The sequence below is a fragment of the Comamonas sp. MYb69 genome (assembly GCF_037479315.1).
Taxonomy (GTDB): domain Bacteria; phylum Pseudomonadota; class Gammaproteobacteria; order Burkholderiales; family Burkholderiaceae_C; genus Comamonas.
Window position 1 is genome coordinate 33,609 of the sequence record NZ_JBBGZG010000014.1, and the last position, 18,269, is coordinate 51,877.

Annotated in this window: 17 protein-coding genes and 1 pseudogene; 7 read left to right on the forward strand and 11 right to left on the reverse strand. The window is 65.3% G+C overall.

Annotated elements, in window-relative coordinates:
• The first annotated feature begins 4 nt into the window (after positions 1–4).
• The 5 genes from WH303_RS18305 (at position 5) to WH303_RS18325 (ending at position 6,297) form a co-directional block, all read left to right on the forward strand.
• The gene (locus WH303_RS18305; protein ID WP_339520209.1) at positions 5–2,167 is read left to right on the forward strand and encodes a tripartite tricarboxylate transporter substrate-binding protein; all 2,163 of its coding nucleotides are present in this window, start codon (positions 5–7) and stop codon (positions 2,165–2,167) included.
• A gap of 205 nt (positions 2,168–2,372) precedes the next feature.
• Positions 2,373–3,458, forward strand: a complete 1,086-nt coding sequence (locus WH303_RS18310) for an acyl-CoA dehydrogenase family protein (RefSeq protein WP_339520211.1) — start codon at positions 2,373–2,375, stop codon at positions 3,456–3,458.
• The gene (locus WH303_RS18315; RefSeq protein ID WP_339520213.1) at positions 3,455–4,261 is read left to right on the forward strand and encodes an ABC transporter ATP-binding protein; all 807 of its coding nucleotides are present in this window, start codon (positions 3,455–3,457) and stop codon (positions 4,259–4,261) included. The genes WH303_RS18310 and WH303_RS18315 overlap by 4 nt, the downstream gene beginning before the upstream one ends.
• Before the next feature lie 39 nt (positions 4,262–4,300).
• Positions 4,301–5,521 carry an ABC transporter substrate-binding protein gene (locus WH303_RS18320; RefSeq protein WP_339520214.1) on the forward strand — a complete coding sequence of 407 codons (1,221 nt, stop codon included), beginning with the start codon at positions 4,301–4,303 and terminating at the stop codon, positions 5,519–5,521.
• On the forward strand, positions 5,518–6,297 hold the full coding sequence (locus tag WH303_RS18325) for an ABC transporter permease (RefSeq protein ID WP_339520216.1): 780 nt from the start codon (positions 5,518–5,520) through the stop codon (positions 6,295–6,297). Before WH303_RS18320 ends, WH303_RS18325 begins: the two co-directional genes overlap by 4 nt.
• A 37-nt stretch (positions 6,298–6,334) precedes the next feature.
• On the opposite strand, the gene WH303_RS18330 is transcribed toward WH303_RS18325, so the two are convergent.
• From WH303_RS18330 to WH303_RS18365, 8 genes and pseudogenes are all read right to left on the reverse strand, one after another.
• Positions 6,335–6,964: an ATP-binding protein gene (locus WH303_RS18330; protein ID WP_339520365.1), complete on the reverse strand. Its 630-nt coding sequence runs from the start codon at positions 6,962–6,964 to the stop codon at positions 6,335–6,337.
• Positions 6,965–7,120: 156 nt separating this feature from the next.
• A pseudogene (locus WH303_RS18335) lies at positions 7,121–8,428 on the reverse strand (sensor histidine kinase); the annotation flags it as partial.
• A gap of 168 nt (positions 8,429–8,596) precedes the next feature.
• A complete protein-coding gene (locus WH303_RS18340) occupies positions 8,597–9,418 on the reverse strand; it encodes a response regulator transcription factor (protein ID WP_339520218.1) in 822 nt (273 codons plus the stop codon).
• 368 nt (positions 9,419–9,786) lie between these two features.
• On the reverse strand, positions 9,787–9,957 hold the full coding sequence (locus tag WH303_RS18345) for a hypothetical protein (RefSeq protein ID WP_339520219.1): 171 nt from the start codon (positions 9,955–9,957) through the stop codon (positions 9,787–9,789).
• A 62-nt stretch (positions 9,958–10,019) separates the two neighbouring features.
• Positions 10,020–11,225 (reverse strand): low temperature requirement protein A, encoded by a 1,206-nt coding sequence (locus WH303_RS18350; RefSeq protein ID WP_021026353.1) that lies wholly within the window; start codon positions 11,223–11,225, stop codon positions 10,020–10,022.
• Positions 11,226–11,252: 27 nt separating this feature from the next.
• On the reverse strand, positions 11,253–11,522 hold the full coding sequence (locus tag WH303_RS18355; RefSeq protein ID WP_021026352.1) for a hypothetical protein: 270 nt from the start codon (positions 11,520–11,522) through the stop codon (positions 11,253–11,255).
• A gap of 265 nt (positions 11,523–11,787) precedes the next feature.
• Complete coding sequence (locus tag WH303_RS18360) at positions 11,788–12,564, reverse strand: SDR family oxidoreductase (protein ID WP_021026351.1); 777 nt, start codon at positions 12,562–12,564, stop codon at positions 11,788–11,790.
• 207 nt (positions 12,565–12,771) lie between these two features.
• Positions 12,772–13,695 (reverse strand): LysR family transcriptional regulator, encoded by a 924-nt coding sequence (locus WH303_RS18365; RefSeq protein WP_339520222.1) that lies wholly within the window; start codon positions 13,693–13,695, stop codon positions 12,772–12,774.
• Between the two features lie 65 nt (positions 13,696–13,760).
• On the opposite strand from WH303_RS18365, the gene WH303_RS18370 reads away from it, so the two are divergent.
• The gene (locus WH303_RS18370) at positions 13,761–14,378 is read left to right on the forward strand and encodes a LysE family translocator (protein ID WP_339520224.1); all 618 of its coding nucleotides are present in this window, start codon (positions 13,761–13,763) and stop codon (positions 14,376–14,378) included.
• A gap of 20 nt (positions 14,379–14,398) precedes the next feature.
• On the opposite strand, the gene WH303_RS18375 is transcribed toward WH303_RS18370, so the two are convergent.
• A complete protein-coding gene (locus tag WH303_RS18375; RefSeq protein ID WP_158400507.1) occupies positions 14,399–15,979 on the reverse strand; it encodes an IPTL-CTERM sorting domain-containing protein in 1,581 nt (526 codons plus the stop codon).
• Between the two features lie 299 nt (positions 15,980–16,278).
• Entirely contained in the window at positions 16,279–16,599 is a 321-nt protein-coding gene (locus tag WH303_RS18380) for an FHA domain-containing protein (protein ID WP_084635753.1), read from the reverse strand.
• Between the two features lie 288 nt (positions 16,600–16,887).
• Here WH303_RS18380 and WH303_RS18385 point away from each other — a divergent pair, with 288 nt between their 5' ends.
• Entirely contained in the window at positions 16,888–17,061 is a 174-nt protein-coding gene (locus WH303_RS18385; RefSeq protein WP_021026347.1) for a hypothetical protein, read from the forward strand.
• Positions 17,062–17,399: 338 nt separating this feature from the next.
• Here WH303_RS18385 and WH303_RS18390 read toward each other — a convergent pair whose 3' ends face one another.
• The gene (locus tag WH303_RS18390) at positions 17,400–18,269 is read right to left on the reverse strand and encodes an anti-sigma factor family protein (RefSeq protein ID WP_339520227.1); all 870 of its coding nucleotides are present in this window, start codon (positions 18,267–18,269) and stop codon (positions 17,400–17,402) included.

Here is an 18,269-nt window from a genome sequence, read left to right on the forward strand (position 1 = left end):
CGGTATGAGCGCCTTGCAAGTCTTGCGTGCCTGGCTGGGGTTGCTCGCGCTCAGCCTGGGCCTCGCCGGCGCCCAGGCTGCGCCGCCTGACTACCAGGATCTGTATACCCACCCCGAGCGGGCCTTGCCGATGCAGCAGCACTGGCAGATGCAGCCGGTGTCGTCGTCTGCGCCACCCTGGGCAGAGATCTTCATGTTCCAGACCCGCTTTGATCCCCGCCTGGTCGATCGCCTGCGCTGGCTGAGCCTGAACCCTGACCCCGACACGGCACTGGCCCCCGCCTTGTTCGATGCCCTGGACGGCCGCACGCTGTTTCTGGCGCCGTCCGCGCGCAGCCTCTGCAATGGCCGCTGGCAGGTGGTGCGGGTCGAATCCATCAGCAACTCCAGCGTCAACAAGGTGCTGCAGCCCGCTACCAAGGTCTGGCTGGTGCAGCACAAGCCAGGCGGCACACTGGAGGCCACCACCGCCTACGGGCGCCTGGATGCGCAAGGCCATTGGGCCGTGCCGCCGCTCACCTGCGACGGCAGCACCACCAACGCGGTGTTCTCCGCCGATGCGCTCGCCTATCTGATGCCGGACGATGCCCAGTCCCTGCCCTCGGACCTCCAGCTGGACCTGGTGTATGCACAGCCGGGCCTGCGCGATGCCCGGGGCCGCTGGCTCGCGCCGGTGCCGCCCAGCGATATCACCACCGCGCAGTGGATGGACTACAAAAAGCAGATCGTCACACCGGGCTCGACCGGCTCGGGCCTGATCGATCCGCAAGGGCGCATGGTGATTCCGTTCATCTTTGGCATGCTGCCCGATGCGACGGCGCAGCGCCGCATCCAGCTGTGCAGCAACGCCGGGCTGCGCCTGCTGCGCGACGCCCAAACGCCCCGGGTGTGCCGCTGGCAGCGCCTGCAGCGCAGCCAGGGTGGGGAGGGGCTGCGGCCCGTCCAGGACGCGGCCACCGGGCGCTGGGGCTACCAGAATGCACGCGGCCACTGGGTGATTGCGCCGCAGTTCCACGAGGCGCGCCGCTTTCGCCATGGCTACGCGGTGGTGGCGGCGCCGTTTTCCGAGGACTGGCGCCCGGCCGGCTGGCAAGACGCGTGGCCGATGGTCCGGCAGTACTGGCGCATGGGCCGCTATTGGGTGGCCGAGGCGCTGGTACGCAATCCATCGACCGCCGGGCAGTGGGCCATCCGCTATGGTCTGATGAACGATGCCGGCCAGTGGCTGGCGCCGCAGGCGCAGCTGCCGCCGCAGGCGCAGCTGCCGCTGCAGATCACCGTGCCATCGCCCGCCGGTGACCGCAACGGCCACTATGCCCAGATGCTGGCCGCCCATTTGCCGGCGCTGCTGGGCCGCCAGGTCGAGGTGACACATCTGCCCGATGCCAGCGTGGCCGACTACGAGCGGCTGGCTGCCCAAGGCGGCAACCTCCAGGTTCTGTTCACCGCCATGACCCTTCCGCGCGGCGGACTCCCGGGCCTGCACCAAGGACCCCCTATCGATACGGCGCTGCGATCGCTGCAGCCGGTGACCCTGGTTGCGTCGCAGCCCTTGGTGCTGGCCATCGATAGCACCCAGGCCGATGCGCTGGGCATCCATAGCACCGATGATCTGCTGGCCTACGCCCGTTCCCACCCGGGCCGGTTGCGGGTGGGAACCGGAGAGGATGGCTGGATCGGGCAGCTGGCGTTGGCTCAGCTGCTGGCGCGCAGCGGCGTGGACCTGCAGCGCGTGGTCTTCCCTGGCAGGTACCCCGACTCCGATGTGGTGACGAAGGCGCATGCGGTAGAGCTGGTGTTGGCGCCTGTGAATGGCCTCGCCACTGCGGTGCGGCGTGGCCAGCTGCGGGTGCTGGGCACCACGGCCGACCCGGCCCATCCGCAAAGCCTCGATGGCATCACCTGGCCCACCTTGGGCGCCCATGCCTTGCTGGCAGGTTTGGCGGTCTACGACCACTTCATCCTCTGGGCCGCTGCCAACTCCGATGCCGCCGCCAACCGCGAACTGCAGCAGGCCGTCGCCCAGCTGCTGGCCAAGCCCGAGATCCAGCAGCAGCTGCAGGGCGTCCAGGCCGTCGGCGGCGGCGGCTCGCCCGAGAGCCTGCTGGCGCTGGAGGCGCAGATGCGCGAACAATGGCTGCGCGCCCAGGATTTGGCGGTGCCGTGACTGTGATGCACCTGCGATTGGTCAAATAAGCCTATCAGGCAGTTGCGTTAGACTGCAGCATCCTTGCGCGGGGCCTGCCCGCGCTCCCACCATGACTTTTTGCCGGTCCGGCGACTGACCATGCGACGGGTGCTCTCCAACCGCTCTCCTGGGCGGGCTGCGGCAGCCGGTGTGTCTGAGACGACCGTGCGGGCCTCCCAACACGATGAGCACTTCCACCCCCTTGCTGACCGACAGCGCAAGAACCGATATCGCACAGCGCGCCTTTGTGCTCGATACCCAGGCCGAGCTGGCCAGCACCGTGCTGCCGATGCTGGCCCACCATGACCTGCTGCGCACCGGCCTGCTGGTCGCACAAGGGGGCCATGGTGGTGATGTGCGCGATGCCATTGCCGCGATCGCCGAGGTGGCCAGCCTGTCGCTGACGACGGCCTTTGTGTTCTGGAGCCAGCGCGCCTTTATCCATTACCTGCAAGCCAGCGGCAATGAGGCCGCGCGCGAGCGCTGGTGGGATGCCTTGCTGCGCGGTGAGATCGCCGGGGCGGTGGGCCTCTCCAATGTGATCAAGTTTCTGTCGCGCATCGAGGCCTTGCAGGTGCAGGCCAAGCCACTGGCGCAAGGCTGGAGCCTCGATGGCGTGCTGCCTTGGGTTTCCAACGTGCGCAGCCAGGGCTTTGTCGTGGCTGCCGCCGTGCAGCCCGAAGGCGGCGGTCTGCCGATGGTGATGGCGCTGGAGAGCGGGCTGCCGGGCCTGGTGCGCTCGCCCGATCTGGACCTGCTGGGCATGCGCGCCAGCAATACCGCTGCGCTGCAGCTCAACCAGGTGGTGGTGCCCGCGCATGCGCTGCTGGCCCAGGCCGGGCCTCCGTACCTGAAGGCCGCGCGGCCAGGCTTTTTGGGCATGCAGTGTGCGTTGTCGATCGGGCTGGCGCGGGCCGCGCTGCAGGCTGCTGCCCAGGGGGGCGGCGCGCGAGGCCCCTTGCACAAACGTGTGGCTGAGGCGCAGAAGCTGCTGGGCCAGATCGAGGCCGAGCTGCTGGACGGGGTGCTGGATGACCGCTGGGTCGCCGATGTCAGCCCCTTGTTTGCGTTGCGCATGCGCCTGGCAGGCCTCGTGCAGCAAGCGCTGCAGCTGGAGCTGCAAGCCACGGGAGGCCGCGCCTATCTGCAGGACCAGCAGCCCGATTTTGGCCGCCGCTGGCGCGAGTCGGCCTTTATCCCGATTGTCACGCCCAGTCTGACGCAGCTGGAGGGCGAGCTGGCCCAGCAAGCGGCGCAGGTGTCGGCATGACGGCAGCCCTTGCACCCCGCCAGGCCTTGCAGGGCCGGGGCCTGGCCTATGGCTACCGGGCCGGCCAGCCGGTGTTTGCCGGTATCGATATCGATATCGACAGCCAGGAGATTGTGGCGCTGCTGGGCGGCAGTGGCTGCGGCAAATCGACCTTGCTGCGCACGCTGGCCGGACTGCAGCCGCCCGATGCGGGAACCCTGCAGTTTCTCGATGCGCCTTTGCGGGCGCCGCACCCGCGCGCGGCCGTGGTGTTCCAGCAGGCCAGCCTGCTGCCCTGGCTGAATGTGCAGGACAACGTGGCCTTTGGCCTGGACTTCAAGCACCAGCCCCAGGCCACGCAACCGGTGATTGCGCAGCGCGTGCAGGCCAGCATCGAGGCCGTGGGCCTGCGCGGCAAGGAAAAGCTTTTTCCGGCCCAGCTCTCGGGCGGCATGGCCCAGCGGGCGGCGCTGGCCCGTGCGCTGGCGCGCGAGCCGCGCCTGCTGCTGGCCGATGAGCCGTTCTCGGCGCTTGATGTGCTCACCCGCAGCGACATGCAGGCGCTCTTGGTGGAGGTCGTGCACCGCTGGCATACCGCAGCGCTCCTGGTCACCCACGATATCGATGAGGCCCTGCTGGTCGCAGACCGGGTGCTGCTGATGGGCAGCACGCCCGATGTGCAAGCCGGCGCTGGCCGCATCGTGCAGAGCTGGCGCATCGACATTCCCCACCCACGGCGCATGGACGACGAGCGCGTCGCTGCGATGCGGCTGGAGATCTTGCATGCATTGCAAAGCCTGCGCGGGCAGACCACGGCCGTCTGACAAACCTGAGACACACCCCAACGACGAGGAGAGAGAACCATGACTTACCAGCACATTTGCACCTCTAGCCACTGCGACTGCGGCATCAGCCGGCGCGACTGGCTGCGCATTGCCGCCATCAGCGGCGCAGCGGCCACGCCTTTGCTGCGCGCGGGCGATGCCTTCGCACAAAAGTTCAAGGGCGACGATGTGCCCGTGCGCATCGGCTACCTGGCCATTACCGATGCCACGCCCTTCTTTGTGGCGCACAGCCGCAAGCTGTTTGAGGCCGAAGGCCTGCAGACGGAAAAGCCGCGCCTGTTTCGCAGCTGGGCGCAGCTGATCGAGGCCTTTATTGCCGGCCAGGTGAACGTGGTGCACTTGCTCTCGCCCACCACCTTGTCGGTGCGCTATGGCTCCAAGTTTGGTGCCAAGGTGGTGGCCTGGAACCATATGAGCGGCTCGGCCATCACTGTGGCCCCCAACATCAACAGCGTGGCCGATCTGGCCGGCACCACGTTTGCGATTCCGTTCTGGTACTCGATCCACAACATCCTCATCCAGCAGGTGTTGCGCAAGAACGGGCTCACGCCGGTCAGCAAGCCCAAGGGCACGGCGCTGGGAGCCAAGGAGGTGAACCTGGTGATCGTGCCGCCCGCCGAGATGGTGGCCGCGCTGGCCTCCAAATCGGTCTCGGGCTTTATCGTGGCCGACCCGTTCAACGCGGTGGCCGAGACCATGGGCGTGGGCAAGGTGGCGCGTTTCCTGGGCGATATCTGGAAGGACCATGCCTGCTGCCTGGTGACCTTGTCCGAGCGCGACATTTCCGAGCGCCCCGAATGGGCCCAGCGCGTGACCACGGCCATCGTCAAGGCGCAGCTGTGGACGCGCGACCACATGGGCGAGACGGCCGAGCTGATGTCCAAGGACGGTGCCAACAAGTACACGCCGCACCCGCTGCCGGTGCTGCAAAAGGTGTTTGACCTGAAGGACTTCGAACAGTACCGCGCCAAGGGCGTGCTACAGCACCCCGAGTGGAACCAGCGCCGCATCGACTTCCAGCCCTATCCCTTCCCCAGCTACACGCAGGAGCTGGTCAAGGCCATGCAGGGCACCTTGATGGAAGGCAATGTGGACTTTATCCGCGAGCTGGACCCGGCCTTTGCTGCCAAGGACCTGGTCGATGACCGCTTTGTCAAGCAGGCGCTCAGCCAGGTGGGCGGCTTGAAGGCCTTTGGCCATGCCGATGACTTCAGCCGCAAGGAAGTGATTGCCGCATGATGCAGGCTGGCAAACGCTGGGCGGCGCGCCTGGCCTGGCCGCTGCTGGGCATGGCCATCACGCTGGCGCTGTGGGCGGTGGCGGCCCGGCATCTGTCCGATGTGGAGGCCATCCGCGCCGCCTTTGCGCCGCAGGCCGGGCTCCAGGCGCTCGTGCATCTGCTGGGCAGTGGCGAGCTGTGGCCGCATATCCGCATGAGCCTGGAGCGCATTGCGATTGCGCTGGCCCTGGCGCTGGCCATGGGCGTGCCGCTGGGGCTGTGCCTGGGGCTGTCGCCGCTCTTTGCGCGCATCAGCGGGCCGACTTTTCAGTTCTTGCGCATGGTCTCGCCGCTGTCCTGGATGCCGCTGGCGGTGATGGCGCTGGGCGTGGGCGAGGCACCGGTGATTTTTCTGCTCAGCTTTGCCACCGTCTGGCCCATCATGCTGAACACCGCTGCCGGTGTGGCTGCGCTGGACCCGGCCTGGATGCGGCTGGCGCACAGCCTGTCGGCCACGCGCTGGGAGACCATTGCCCGCGTGGTGCTGCCCGGCTGCATCAGCCATATCCTCACCGGTTTTCGGCTGGCGGTGGGCATTGGTTGGATTGTGCTGGTGCCCGCCGAGATGCTGGGCGTCTCCAGCGGCATGGGCTATTTTGTGCTGGACACGCGCGACCGCCTGGCCTATGACGAGCTGATGGCCGGCATCGTTGTCATCGGCTGCCTGGGCTTTGTGCTCGACTGGCTGGCCCGGGCCCTCAGCAGCCGCTGGACGCAGCGCGGCCAGCAGGGCTGAGCGCCTGCCCAGCCGCTGCCAGCCCTGCTCCTCCCAATCAGTGCGGCGCGCTGCTGGCGCCGCGCTTGCTGCGCAGCGCCAGTTGGTGGATGCCGGCAAAGTCAAATTTTTCCAGCCGGTCCAGCAGCTGGGCGGTGAACAGCGCATGGGCTGTGTGGTCGGTGTGGCGGTTGATCCAGCCTTCGATATCGGTCAGGCGGCCATGCAGGGCCAGCTCGGCGAGCTCATCGAGCGCGGCATCGCCAGGGGTGGCTATCGCAGCGACGGGCGCCAGCGCTGCGCGGGCCGGCTGCCCCGGCTGCGCCGTGGCCGCTGCGCCGCTGCCGTCGATGATCGGCACCGAGAGCTCGAACGAGAAGGTGGTGCCCTGGCCGGCGGCGCTGCTCACCTCTAGGCTGCCGCCCATCGCCATCAGAATGCGCTGCGAGATGAACAGGCCCAGGCCCGTGCTGCCACCCTCGGCCTGGATTTGCTGGAAGGCATCAAAGATATCGGGCTTCTGGGCCAGGTCGATGCCGATGCCGGTGTCGGCCACGGCCACATGGAGCACGCAGAACTCGCCGTCCTGGCGGGCGTTGACCGACAAGGTCACCACGCCATCGCGGGTGAACTTGGCGGCATTGGAGACCAGGTTGAGCAGCACCTGCTGCAGGCGCTTGCCGTCCATCGCGATGCGCCGGGGTAGGGCGCCGCTGACATGGCTGTGGAAGTGGTTGTTCTGCTGCGAGCACAGCGAGACGGCGTAGTCGGAGATGTCGTCCAGCAGCGCCTGCAGATCGAGGGGCGCGGGGCGCACCGCCAGCGGTTGCAGCTCGGACTTGGCATATTCCAGCAGCTCGTCGATCAGGTCCAGCTGGTACTTGACGCTGCGCTGGATGGTCTTGACCAGGCCCTGCTGCTTGTCGGGGGCTTCTGTCAGCAGCAGATCCGAGTAGCCCTTGATCGTTGCGAGCGGCGCGCGCAGGTCATGGCCGATATAGCCCAGCACTTCCACCTTCTGGCGCTCCTTGGTCTGGGCGTCGCTCAGCGCCGTGCTCAGGTCGGCATTCAGGGCCGAGGTGACCATGGCCGCGTACTTCTCATCCTGGCGGCGCACCACCATCTGGCCCAGGATATGGCAGGACAGCAGGATCAGCACGGTGCCGACCGCAGCGACCAGAATGGCGGTCCACAGGTGCTGCTCGCGGATGGCAGCCAGGGGCTCCAGCGATGCGAGCGTCATCAGCTCGTACTGGGTGTTGGTCAGCGGCTGGTGCTTGATGACATAGGGCGTTCCGTCGATCAGCCATTGGTCCGATCGGTTGTGGGTGGACATGGGCTGGATCGCCATGGCCTCGCCCAGGTCTTCCCCATCTCCGTCGTCCCGGGGGTGCAGGAATCCAGCGGGCAACAGCGCCGCCACATTGCGCAGCATGAAGGGCTCGGACGAGCTGGTGGTCACGCGCCCCTGGCGGTTGACGATCAGCGCAATATGCCGGCCCGTCAGGTAGTGCGCCATATCAGGCGCATCGAACTTGACGGTCACGGAGCCCTGCACAACATCCTGGGCATCGTCGATGCGGCTGGCGACAAAGTAGGAAGGGGTCTTGTTGATGCGCGCAATGCCAAAGGAATGGCCGCTGCCATCGCGCAAGGCATTGTTCAGGTAGATGCGGCCCGAGTAGATCATGCCGACGATGCTGTCGGGTGCCGCCCAGTTGCTGGCCGTGATCGTGTCGTCGGACAGGTTGTTCTGGTAGATGCGGGCGTAGCGCAGGTCGGCCCCCAGCGCGTCCATGAAGTCGCCCACCTTGCGCACCAGCGGGTCGGAGGTGAACTGGGCCGCGCGCTGCTGGCGGGTCAGCGCTTCGAGGCCTGGCGGGTCGGTGCGGTAGCGCGTGGCCAGCTCGATCACCTGGCTTTGGCTGGCCACCATATTGGCCACGCTCACCATCTGGGTGAAAAGCCGGTCCACCACGCGCGCCGTGGTCTCGGCCTCATAGGCGGCGCTGGAGGCCTGACTTTGGGTCCACTGCGTGGCTATGCGCTGCGATAGCCACCAGCCCAGACCTGCCACCAGGCAGAGCCAGAACAGTACCAGCGCAACGGTGGCGCGGCGCACCAGGGGCAGCATCTCCCGGCCGCGTTTCATCGCAGCGGGCGGCTTGCGGGTGGCAGCGCTGCTTGGGTCAGCGAATGGCGAAGGCGGGGCGGGTATGTCCATGGTCTTGGTGATGCGCAGAGTCAGGTGGCAGGTGCAGGCCACGGGTGCAGGGCGCCGATACAGGGCACCGGGGCAGATGCGGGCAGGCCCCCGGCCTCAGTGGAACTTGGAGGCGACCAATTGTTGCAGCACCTCAGGGTCGGCCTGGCACTCGCTGCGCAACTGGGTGGGCGATTTTTGCCAGAACTTCTTGAACTCGGTGGAGAAGTTGGCCGAGTTCAGATAGCCCACTTCCAGCGCCACATCGGCAATGCTCAAGGTGCTTTGGGCCAGCATCAGCGCGGCTCGGCGCATGCGCTCCTGGCGGATGAATTCAAAGGCCGACAGTCCGTCGCTGGACTCGAACACCATGTTCAGGCGCCGCATGGACAGGCCCAGGCTGGCGGCAACGTCCGAGCTTTTCAAGTCGGGGTCCTGGATATTGCCCAGGATGTATTCGGTCGCCACCTGCTTGAGCGTGAGGTTGGCCGGAGACTGGCTTGGCGGCGCTGCGGCGCGCTCGGCCTGGCCCAAGTGCCCCTCCTGCGCCTGCGCCACGGTTTGCCGGGCCAGCATCAGGTGGATACGCACGCGCTCCTGGATCTCTTCGACAAAAAAGGGCTTGGTGATGTAGTCCACGCCACCGGCGCGCAGGCCCGAGAGCCGGTCGTCCTGCTCGATGAGGGCCGACAGAAAAATGATGGGGATGTGCTGGGTCGCCGGGTTGGTCTTGAGCAGGCGCGCAATCGTGATGCCGTTGCGCCCTGGCATGCGTACATCGAGCAAGATCAAATCAGGCAGCAGCACCGCTGCCCGGGCATAGCCCTGGTCGACATTGAGTGCGACGCTGACCCGGTACGAGGTATTGCGCAATGCGGCGACCAGCAAACGGAGCTGGTCTGGATCATCATCCACGATCAACACATGTGGAGACTGCATGTCAGCATTGCTCATAGCTTCTGTTGGACCTTGATACACCTTTAACGGTTGTTAATTGTCACACATGGTGTCTGGCATGTTGCTTGTTTGTTTTAAATCAATGTTAACTGCGGCATCCATGCGGGGTGCTTTACAAAGCCTGTGAAAACGGGGTTTAGACCCATGAGTACCTCTGTAAAGGCTGATTTTCTCTGTTTTTTAAAAAATGTCTTTGGTATTTTTTTGAATTTTCGGATGCCTATAGAGAAACTAGATAACAAGAAATGTTACCTATTTTCCAGTCCCGAGGGTGCCGTGCCGATCCCTGCGCTGCCCCAGCCAGTGCGACGCGGGGGCGCTATATACCGTCTTCTTATAGATGGCACTGCCTAGTGGTGGCCATGCTCGGCGACCGTGCCAAGGCGCTGGCGACGCTTGGCCGCATGGGTGTCCCACAGCGCCACGCCCAGGATGAGCAGGGTCGTCATCCAGCCCAGCACCAACAGATTGCAGACCTGGCCTAGAGGCACGAGCACCAGCACCAGCACCAGCAGCATCAAGGCGCCCAGCCAGTGCGACGCGGGGGGCGCGCTATAGATCGTCTTCCTATAGATGGCACTGCCTAGTGGTGGCCATGCTCGGCGACCGTGCCAAGGCGCTGGCGCCGCTTGGCCGCATGGGTGTCCCACAGCGCCACACCCAGGATGAGCAGCGTCGTCAGCCAGCCCAGCACCAACAGATTGCAGACCTGGCCCAGAGGCACCAGCACCAGCAGCATCAAGGCGCCCAGCCAGTGCGATGCGGGCAGCGCGCCATAGACGGTCTTCTTGTAGATGGCGCTGCCCAGCAGATAGATGGCCGGCCCGGCAAGCAAGATGGCGATCTGCGGCGCTGCTGCCAGCGCATGGGGGTGGGCCAGCACCAGGTCGTTGCCCACCGCAGAGGCAATCACCCCGGCGATCAAGATGGCGTGCACATAGTGGAAGTAGGCGCCAATGCGGCCCGGATCCTCGGCGCGGGTGATGGCCTCGGTGGCGTCCTTGCTGGAGGTGCCAAAGTACAGCCACCACATCGCCAAGGTGCCAATAAAGGTGGCGCCCAGCGCCATCAGCACATCCCACTCCCAGGTCTTGGTATCGGCCAGCGTGGCGCCGCTGGCCAGCAGCGTCTCGCCCAGTGCCACGATCACGAACAGCTGGCAGCGCTCGGCCATGTGGCCGCCCTCGATGGTCCAGTCCTGCGTCTGGCTGCGGCCCAGGCCCGGCAGTGCAAAGCCAAACATCGGTGACACATACTCGCACAGCACGGCCACAAACCACAAAAGCAGGCGCAGCTGCGGGTCTGCCAGCCCTCCCGCAATCCAGAACACGGCAGAAATACAGACCCAGCCGAGCATGCGGCGGTAGTTGAGCGCCAGCGGGTGCCAGGCAGGCAGCTGCGACCAGATGAAGGCGGTGCGCCCCACCTGCATGGCCACATAGGCCAGCGCAAAGACCAGCCCGCGCTCGGCAAAGGCTTCGGGAATGCTGGAGGCCATCAGCAAGCCCAGCAGCATGGTGGAGAACAGCATGCCGCGGATACGGGGTGTCTGCGGATCGAACCAGTTGGTGACCCAGCAGGTGTACTGCCAGCCCAGCCAGACGGCAAACCAGAGCACCAAGGTCTGTGCCACACCCATGAAGCCCAGATGGTGCAGCAGCTCATGGCTCAGCTGGGTGACGGCAAACACATAGACCAGGTCAAAGAAGAGCTCTTCATAGGTCACGCGGGCGTGGTGACCGTCACGCTGGCGCAGCAAGGGATGGGAGAAGGCGGGGGTTATCGGCATGGCAGTTCTGCAGTTGCGGGCATGGCCTCAGGCCTGCGAGAGGATGCGGGTGACAAAGGCGGCCAGCAGCACCGGCACCATCAGCACGATGAGCAGGATCAGCGCTTCGTCGCGCACGCTGTAGCCCGCCTGGGTGACGCCGACCCACATATTGGTGCAGGCAATGAGCAGCCACACCGGCATGAACAGCTTGGCTGCGACCACCATGCCTGCAACGCTGGCCGACCACAGCCAGCCAAACAGCACAAACACGCCGAGCAGCAGCAGGCCCCCGCCCATCACCATCAGTACATGCATATCGATACTCTCAAAGGTTCAGAATCCAAGACGCTGCGCCTGCTGGGCAAAGGTGGCACAGCACCACCCGGGCCCCATGCCAGGGGCAGTGGCCGGCGTGGGCCGCGCAGCGTTTTTGCAGGGCCATAGCCGTAGCCACGGCCCCGCACAAGCATGCTGCGGTTCACCGTCCGCCGGGTGACGTCACTGGCGGGCGGCGGTGCAGCGCATCCGAAGGCGCAGGAGGCTGGCCTGCAGCGATCGGCACGCCCACCGCTCGCGCCATTTACTTGGTGGTGTAGCCGCCGTTGATCAGGATCGTCTGGCCGGTGATCCACCAGCCGTCGGTGACCAGATGGCGGATGAAGGGCACAACATCTTCGATATCGGTCAGGCCCGTCTTGCTGAAGCCCGACAGCGCAGCGGCCGTCTTGTGGTAGGCCACCGCATCGGCCCCTTCTGCCGGGTAGAAGAAGGCGGTGTCCATCGGGCCGGGGCCGACGGCGGTGACCGAGATGCCGCGTGCGCCAAACTCCTTGGCCGCTGCACGGGTGTAGTGCTCGACAGGCGCCTTGGTGCCGGCATAGGACGAGTAGAACGGGGTGAAGGCACCCAGCAGCGAGGTCACCAGCGTGACGATCTTGCCGTTGTCATTGAGGTGCAGGCCCGCTTCCTTCAGAAAGAAAAACGCTGCCTTGCTGTTGGCGTTGGACATCTCGTCGAACTCGGCCTCGGAGATATCGACCATCGGCTTCTTGAGCACCTTGCCGACGGTGTTGATCGCGATGTCGGGGCGGCCCAGTGCGGCCACGGTGTCGGCAAACAGCTTTTGTACGGCAGCAGCGCTGCTCAGGTTGCCCTGCAGTGCGATGGCCTTGGCGCCCAGTTTCTCCACGGCGGCCACGGTGGCCAGTGCTTCATCACGGCTGGCGGCGCTGTTGTAGTGGACCGCAACCGCTTTGGCGCCCTGGCTGGCCAGGTCACGGGCAATCAGGCCACCGAGGTTTTTGCCTCCCCCTGCAATCAGAACGACTTTGTCTTTGACGGTGTGGGCTTCGCGCATGCTGCATCTCCAAAAAATGACGTGAATCGGCGTGTATCACAGTGGAGATTTTTATTGTCTTATTCAATCGGGTGAATTTGCAAAATGGAGGAAGTTTTTGCTAAACCTGCGATTGGTCATTGATTTTTTGTATGTAAGGAAAATGGTGCCGGCCGTATCCCTTTCGCGCGCGGGCCATGGGTGCTGCATGGCCATGGATTCCAGGCGCTAGGCCATGGACCGCAGCCACGCCAGCAGCAGCTGCTGCACACTGCCCGGCAGCAAGGCTTGGGGTGAGAGCAGGCAGTAGTGCGAGCCGTCCTCGACAAAGCCCAGCGGCGCGGCGAGCAGACCATGGGCAAGGTCGTCCTGCACCAGATGCCAGGGGCCGATGGCGACGCCAAGCCCGGCAACGGCCGCTTGCAGGCTGAAGTAGAAATGCTCAAAGCTGTGCCCGCTCGCGGCGGGCAAGGGCCGGCCTGTGGCCGCGAACCAGTCCTGCCAGGCGCCGGGGCGCGTGCGGCTGTGCAAGGGCACGGCCTTGGGCTGGAGTGCCGTGCCGCGCGGGCCCGTGCGGAACCAGGCGGCTTGCCTGTCCGGGCGGCAGACCGGGCCGATGCGCTCTGCAAACAGGGGCTCGGCATGGCAGCCGGAGGGCCAGGCGAAGTCATCCCGGCGAATCGCCAAGTCGATACCGCTGGCAAAGGAGAAGGGGCCGCCACCTGCGACCAGGTGCAGCTCCAGCCCGGGGTGGCGCGCCTGGAAGTCTGGCCAGCGCGGGATCAGCCAGCGCATCAGCAAGGTCGGCTCGCAGGACAGCACCCAGCGCCGCTGCTGCCGCGCGCGGGCGCGCAAATCGGCAACGCCCTGGCGCATCAGATCCAGCCCCTGGCCAACGGCCTGGGCCAATGCGCGGCCCTCGGCAGTCAGAAAGACGCGCCGGCTGCGCCGCTCGAACAGCGCCAGGCCCAGGTCGTCTTCCAGCAGCCGCACGGCGCGGCTGACGGCGCCATGGGTCAGGTGCAGCTCGTCTGCAGCGCGGCTGAAGTTTTCCAACCGGGCGGCAGCCTCAAAGCAGCGCAGCGCCAGCAAGGAGGGCAGGCGGCTGTCGGTGAGTGGTGAACCAGGCTCACCATGGCTGTCAGAAATCATCGTTTTTCATGGCGCATATTTGCAGGCACCATGCGAGCAGTTTTTACTGTTGCACAGGATACGCGATGACCGAATTGTTAGCTGTTATCACCATCACCTTGCTCGCTGTCATCAGCCCGGGGCCCGATTTTGCGATGGTGACGCGCAACAGCCTGCTGCTGTCGCGGCGCGCAGGCGTGCTGACCGCTGTGGGCATTGGCTTGGGCGTGCTGGTCCATGTGGCCTATACCTTGCTGGGCCTGGGCCTGCTGATCCAGCAGTCGCTATGGCTCTTTAACGCGATCAAGCTGCTGGGCGCCGCCTATCTGGTCTACCTGGGGCTGAAGATGCTGCGCAGCCAGCCTGCGCAGGCCTGCGCCGAGGTGCCCCTCGCGCCGCTGTCCGACAGGGCGGCGCTGCGCACAGGCTTTCTCACCAATGCGCTCAATCCCAAGACCACCGTCTTCATGGTCAGTCTGTTCTTGCAGGTAGTGCAACCCCAGACGCCGTTGGCCGTGCAACTGGGCTATGGCGCCTTTATCTCGCTGGCGCACATCGCCTGGTTCAGCCTGGTGGGGCTGTGCTTCTCGGCGGGTGCTGTGCGCAGCCGCCTATTGGCGGCGCGCCACTGGATTGACCGCGCGTTTGGTGGCTTGTTGCTGGGCTTTGGCGTCGTGCTGGCGCTCTCAGGGGCCTCGCGCTGAGCGCTCGGCCACGGCGGCCGTCACGCGCTGTTGGACTGGCGGCGCTGGCGTATGCCAAGCCAGCCCAGCAGCAAGGCCAGCAGTGACAGGCCATACGCCCCGGTTGTCGGTACCGGTGTTGGGTTGGTCGCCACGGCATGGGGCTGTGGCGCCGACACGCGCACGGTGGCCGTCGCGCAGACCGCCTGGTTGGGCGCTGCCAGGCAGATGTTGTACTGGTAGCTCACCGGGCTGGTCAGTCCACCCGCAGGCGGCACATAGGTGCAAACGCCTGCCTCGCAGCTGACGGTGCCTGCTGTGGGTGGCGTGGCGAGGGTGACGGAGGCCGGGTCCACCACCCCACCGGTGCTGCTGTCGTTGGTGGCCACCGGCGTTGCAGCGCTGGCGGTGTTGCTGGTCAAGGTCACCCCATCGTCCTGCGCTGTGATGGTGGGGGGGACCAGCGCGAGATCTGCCGAGTTGTTGGTGCTAATCGGATCGGCGGGGCTGCCTGCTTGGGGCTGTGCGGTCACGGTATGTGTGCTGGCTGCCGTGATGCCCGGACCGGTCCAGGTCACGGTATAGACGGCGGTGTCGCCAGCGTTCAAGGCTTGAACCACGGCGCCGATAGGACCCATGCCGGAAGGGGTGGCGCATGGCAGGCCGGAAGGCTGCACGATGCAGGACCAGCTTGCGCTGGCGCCATTGGCCGCCGTCGGCAAGGGGTCAGAGACGACGGCGCGGGTCGGGTCGGGGCCGTTGTTGTAGACGTTGAAGCTGTAGCTGTAGTCGTTCTGGGCGCCAGCGGGTATGGCCGTGACGGCGCTGGCGCTGACGATGATTTCTGCCAAGGTCTGGCGGCTCATCGTGAACAAGGTGTCGTCCCAGGATGCGCGCCCATCGGTGTTGGCTGCCGTGCGGTACAGGTAAAAGCGCAAGGCGTAGGGGGTGCCGGGTTGCAGCGTGATGCCGGGACCAGGGCCATCCGAGGGGCGGACAAACTCAAACCCATCGCCGTGCACCATGCTGACATCGGCTATCTGCGGCAACAGCTCGCTGACCGGATGGCCGCCAGCGTCCACCACGAAAGCGGCATAGCCAAAGGCGCGCGGGTGCGCGTTGTTGTTCAGGTTCCAGCGCTTGGCCGTGACGACCGCATTGACATAAAACAACGCCGCCGATGCGGTGGCGTCCGCATACTGCATCGTGCCGGTGGTGAATGGGAACTCGATGTACTGCTGGTCGGCCATTGCCGCATCGGCCGTGCTGGTCCTGAGGCCGGAGATGATCTGAAAATCTGGAAAAGTGGGGTCGGGGCTGGCGCTCAAGCCTGCGCCAAAACGCTGCGGGCCCGTGCTCGAGAGGAATGTGCTGTCATGCGTGGGGCCCTCCACTGCATCGGTGCCCGTGCTGCCCTCTACAGAGCCTGGATACCAGTCCTGGGTCAGCGTGCCTGGCGGACGATTGCTCATCCAGCCTGCGACCCAGCCATCGATACCCGACAGCGTGCTGGGCGCGTACACATAGGACTGGGCCAGGCTGGGGCCGGCGGCCGCTGACAGCAGCACCGCGCCGATGCATAACCGGTACTGGCCTTGCGCCCGAACAAAAATAGATCTCATGGACAAACCCATTTCTAACGCATACGCCTGTCTTCGAGCTGGACGGAAGCCTGGCCTGGTTAATCGTTAGAACAAGCCACAATTGTGGCTAATCGTAATAATTATCATCAGACTTGCCCGGTTCTGCAGGCTTCATCGACCTGATTCTCGATCTGTCGCAAAAATAAAACGGCTTGCGCACCTGCCCGATTGCTTGCGGCGCAGCTAGCGCAGCTAGCGCGGCTGGCGCAGTGCGCACTCGCGCTGTGCCCGTGTGCGAACCTGTGCCAGCGCCGGCGCTGGGGCGCGGCCAGCAGCGATCATGCGCCTTCCGAGGTCGACGCCGCCGAGCCCTTCTGGATGTAGATCTCGATGGGCCCCACCGTCACCCGGTCGCCCGTGTAGAGCACCTGGCGCTTGACCTTGGTGCCGTTGACGAAGATGCCGTTGGTGCTGTCGTGGTCCTCCACCACCAACACGCCTATGTAGTAGCTGAAGGCGCCATGGTCTCGGCTGACCCCTTGGTCATCCAGGCGCAAACCGCAGCCCTGACCACGGCCAATCAGGGTCTGGCCTTTGCCCAGTTTGAGCTGGCTGGGCGATGAAGACTGGGGTGATCGAACCTGGATAAGCGCTGGCATGGAAAACCTCCCATCGTGGAAGGCCAACCTGGGGACACAGACCCTGGTGGCTATCTTGAGACCAGGGATTCTGTATGAAATTTTTGAAATGGATTGTCAGCAATCTCTAACCTGGAGCATCGGCAGATCGGCATTGCCGCGCCGCCGCTTTTTCGCATCTGGTTTGCAATTAATTACAACCATGACGGAGCCCGGGCCGGTCCGTAGCTTGACTTTGCGCAAGCAAGGCTTACATTCTTAAGTCATTGACTGAATCGATTAAGAAGTCTTTTGTGAAAGGAGTTGGGTATGCAAAACCAGCCATCATTTCCGATGCTGACCATGCCGACTCGTCCGCTGGTGGCCCATCGCGGCGAGAAAGCGAAGCGCTATGTGCCTTCGGTCTCCACCGATATCAGCAAGACTTTTGAGAAATACCGCCGGCTGGCAGCGATGCAGCATCCCAAGCCACTGGGGGATTGATTCGGTTTCATGCCGCGCGCATGCTGCTCACTCCCAGTCCCACAGACGTATTGCATGCGCCGCCCGCAAGGGCAGCGGCTTTATTACAGCGGAACGCCCAGGCCTGATCGCCCGTTGGCAGCATCACTGACGGCGGGCTCTGAGCGCAGCATCTGCAGGCTGTGTCACTGAGCGGGCGGCAGATGTCTGCTCGCCTTATTGGCAAAAATGGGCTGCCCAGTGGGCGACTGCAGCTCGTGCGCAAAGGCCTGGGGCGTGCGCATGGTTCTCGCCCTGGCGATGCAAAGGCCGGAGGCTATGTGGGATGGCGTGGCAGTTGGCAGCGATAGTGTGGCCATTCAGTCCTGCTGCAGGTGCTGGTAGACGGCCTGCGAGACGCGCATCAGCTCGGCCCGGTCGGCCCCGGCCGAGATGGCATAACCGAGGTGGTTTTCCACCCAGTAGAAGACGTTGACAGGGCCGTCCTGGCCAAACTTGAACTGTGCATCGCTCTGGCTGCTCACCTCGCGGGTCACATACAGGGTCAGGCGCAGGCCCGCCTCGGTCTCGTACATGAACTGCGCCACCGGCCCGCTGTCACCGGGCAGCAGGCGGCCGCCCATCAAACGGTAGCCCAGCGCATTGAGCGGAGGTGGGCGCACCTGGGTGCCCATGCGCTTGGTCAGCCAGGTGACCAGCGCCTGCTCCTGCTCGGCGCCAATCTCTACCGGGCGCCGCACATCGGGGCTGAAGACCACATGCGCTATCGCAGCGCGCTGGGCAAAGCCGCTCAAGGCTGCGCCGCTGGCGGGCAGCAGCTGGGGCTGGGCGGTTGGTGGGCGGGTGGCTGCGGGCTGGCCCGCCATCGCGAGTTGGATGGCCTTGGCATCGACTGCGCCGCGGATTGACCAGGCCGCCCCCGCGCTGACGACCGCCACCAGCAAGCTCGCAGCCAGGCTGCGCCAGGGCAGGCTGCTGTGCGTGGGGCGCAGGGGCAGGCCCATCGGCAAGGGCTCGTCCATCACCGGGGCCAGCATCTCGCGCAGCCGCGCATTCTGCTGCTGCCAATCCTGCACACGGGCGCGTTCTTCCGGGTGCTCGTGCAGGTACTGCTCGACCTGGAGGTGGCGTGCGCTGGGCAATTGCCGGTCCACATAGGCATGCAGATCGGCTTCGGTCACCGGCGGCATGGGACTGGCGTCCAGGGCTTTGAGGTTGGGCTGGTCCAT

What these genes read in the sequence shown, in the direction of transcription:
- WH303_RS18305 (WP_339520209.1), top strand. Translation starts at nt 5, where the DNA reads ATGAGCGCCTTGCAAGTCTTGCGTGCCTGGCTGGGGTTGCTCGCGCTC.
- WH303_RS18310 (WP_339520211.1), top strand. Translation starts at nt 2,373, where the DNA reads ATGAGCACTTCCACCCCCTTGCTGACCGACAGCGCAAGAACCGATATC.
- WH303_RS18315 (WP_339520213.1), top strand. Translation starts at nt 3,455, where the DNA reads ATGACGGCAGCCCTTGCACCCCGCCAGGCCTTGCAGGGCCGGGGCCTG.
- WH303_RS18320 (WP_339520214.1), top strand. Translation starts at nt 4,301, where the DNA reads ATGACTTACCAGCACATTTGCACCTCTAGCCACTGCGACTGCGGCATC.
- WH303_RS18325 (WP_339520216.1), top strand. Translation starts at nt 5,518, where the DNA reads ATGATGCAGGCTGGCAAACGCTGGGCGGCGCGCCTGGCCTGGCCGCTG.
- WH303_RS18330 (WP_339520365.1), bottom strand. Translation starts at nt 6,964, where the DNA reads ATGGACGGCAAGCGCCTGCAGCAGGTGCTGCTCAACCTGGTCTCCAAT.
- WH303_RS18340 (WP_339520218.1), bottom strand. Translation starts at nt 9,418, where the DNA reads ATGCAGTCTCCACATGTGTTGATCGTGGATGATGATCCAGACCAGCTC.
- WH303_RS18350 (WP_021026353.1), bottom strand. Translation starts at nt 11,225, where the DNA reads ATGCCGATAACCCCCGCCTTCTCCCATCCCTTGCTGCGCCAGCGTGAC.
- WH303_RS18355 (WP_021026352.1), bottom strand. Translation starts at nt 11,522, where the DNA reads ATGCATGTACTGATGGTGATGGGCGGGGGCCTGCTGCTGCTCGGCGTG.
- WH303_RS18360 (WP_021026351.1), bottom strand. Translation starts at nt 12,564, where the DNA reads ATGCGCGAAGCCCACACCGTCAAAGACAAAGTCGTTCTGATTGCAGGG.
- WH303_RS18365 (WP_339520222.1), bottom strand. Translation starts at nt 13,695, where the DNA reads ATGATTTCTGACAGCCATGGTGAGCCTGGTTCACCACTCACCGACAGC.
- WH303_RS18370 (WP_339520224.1), top strand. Translation starts at nt 13,761, where the DNA reads ATGACCGAATTGTTAGCTGTTATCACCATCACCTTGCTCGCTGTCATC.
- WH303_RS18375 (WP_158400507.1), bottom strand. Translation starts at nt 15,979, where the DNA reads ATGAGATCTATTTTTGTTCGGGCGCAAGGCCAGTACCGGTTATGCATC.
- WH303_RS18380 (WP_084635753.1), bottom strand. Translation starts at nt 16,599, where the DNA reads ATGCCAGCGCTTATCCAGGTTCGATCACCCCAGTCTTCATCGCCCAGC.
- WH303_RS18385 (WP_021026347.1), top strand. Translation starts at nt 16,888, where the DNA reads ATGCAAAACCAGCCATCATTTCCGATGCTGACCATGCCGACTCGTCCG.
- WH303_RS18390 (WP_339520227.1), bottom strand. Translation starts at nt 18,269, where the DNA reads ATGGACCAGCCCAACCTCAAAGCCCTGGACGCCAGTCCCATGCCGCCG.